Source organism: Kitasatospora sp. NPDC036755, from assembly GCF_040636595.1.
Classification (GTDB): domain Bacteria; phylum Actinomycetota; class Actinomycetes; order Streptomycetales; family Streptomycetaceae; genus Kitasatospora.
Map to the genome: position 1 here is coordinate 1 of NZ_JBEZUT010000652.1, position 1,662 is coordinate 1,662.

Consider the following 1,662-nt stretch of genomic DNA (forward strand, 5'->3'; position numbering starts at 1 on the left):
GTCGCGGGCGCGGGTGGCGGGTGGCGGGGCGACCGCCGGGCTCCAGGACCCGTTCGGCACCCTCGGACCGCTCGGGCGACACGACGGCGAGCCGGCGGTGCCCGCCGAGCGGGACCTCGGCCCTTCTTCACGAATCCCAGGACGCCGGCGCAAGAGCGCGGGGCCTCGTCCCGGCCGTCGGCGAGGACACCGGCCAGGCCGATCCCCCCAGGGCCGCTCCCGGGCGGGCCGGACCGGGCGGCGGGCGCCACCGCGCCCGGACGGACGCGGCACCGCCGGCACAACCCCCTGGCATCCCGTCCACGACACCGCCACGCGAAGGCGCCGACGCGGGGATGCGGATGCGGTGCGGGGGCGCGGTGCGGGGGCGCGGATGCGGTGCGGGGCGTGTCCGGTGGCGGGTGTCCGGCGGTGCGCGCCGGGCCGCGCACGACGCCGCGCCGCGGGCCTCCCGGGGGTGCGGCGGCGCGCCCGGTGTTCACCCCCACGAGTGATTGTCACTGTGTGCAACGCGGCGGACACTCTGGGTATCCGGAGGGCTCGTGGGGGCCCTCCCGGCGCGAGGAGAGCCGTCATGGCCGCAGTCGAACCTTCCGCCTCCGAGGTCCCGCAGATCACGCACAGCGAGCAGCCCGCCGGCCGGGACGAGGGCCTCGCGGCCGTCGGCGGCAACGTCAACGCCGTGTGGCGGGCCTGGTGGACCTGGAGCCCCGGCAACGGGACCTTCAACCTCCAACTGCCCTGGAACGTCATCGGGATCGACTCGACGGTCGTCATCACGGCCTCCGAGATCGACTCCAACGGCAACCGGTTCGTCGGCGCGGCCCCGTTCCAGGTCTCCAGCATCGCGCCCGGCAACGGCGTGGTCACCTTCAAGATCAGCATCGGCTGGAACAGCCCCCTGCCCATGCGCACCGACGTCCTCGTCCTCAACTGACCCCCGCCCCGCACCCCCGGGGCACCACCCGCCCCGCCGCCCCGCACACCCACGGGCACGGCGGGGCACACCCCCTCCCGCACACCCCCGGCCCCGGACACCACGCCACCACACCGGCCGGCGGGCGGGGCGGGGGCGTTGATGTGGCGGGTGTTCGGGGGCGGGACGGGGACGGGGACACGGGGGGGCAACGGCGCCCGGCAGGGCCGGGCACGGGCGCGCCGCAGGACCGGGCACGGGCACGCGCCCCCGCCGTGCCCGCCCGCACGCGTGTGCCGGAGGACCCGGTCTCGCGGCGGAAACGCCCCCCCCCGCCCGACCCCGGCACCCCCTCTCCCCCGGGCCCAGCGACCACCCGCGGCCCGGCACAGGCAGGCCGGGACGGGAGGGTCCCGGAGCGGGCCCGGAGCGGGCCCGGCGCGGGGCCGGAGCGGGCCCGGCGCGGGGCCGGAGCGGGCCCGGAGGCGGGGTTCCTCCTGGGGCCCGGGACGTGCGCGGGGCCCGGTCAACCGGTGGACGCCGCAGGCCGGTCGGGACCCGGAGGGGCACGGGCGGCAGACGGCACAGCCCGGGAAGGACCCGCCGCCCAGGGCCCCGCCCGGACCCTGGGCGCCCACGGGGCCCGCTGTCAACCGGTGGACGCCGCAGCGCTGGATGTGGCGCCAGCTGACCTCGATGCGGGTCGCCCTGATCCTGCTGTTCCTGCTGTCGCTGGCCGCCATCCC

At 78.7% G+C, this 1,662-nt stretch carries 1 protein-coding gene; it reads left to right on the top strand.

Annotated features, from left to right (window positions below; all coding sequences use genetic code 11):
• The first annotated feature begins 574 nt into the window (after positions 1-574).
• Positions 575-937: a hypothetical protein gene (locus AB0E96_RS40960; protein ID WP_359831908.1), complete on the top strand. Its 363-nt coding sequence runs from the start codon at positions 575-577 to the stop codon at positions 935-937.
• Positions 938-1,662 lie beyond the last annotated feature (725 nt).

Bases quoted from the DNA above. Each gene is read 5' to 3' on its own strand.
- AB0E96_RS40960 (WP_359831908.1), top strand. From the start codon at position 575: ATGGCCGCAGTCGAACCTTCCGCCTCCGAGGTCCCGCAGATCACGCAC.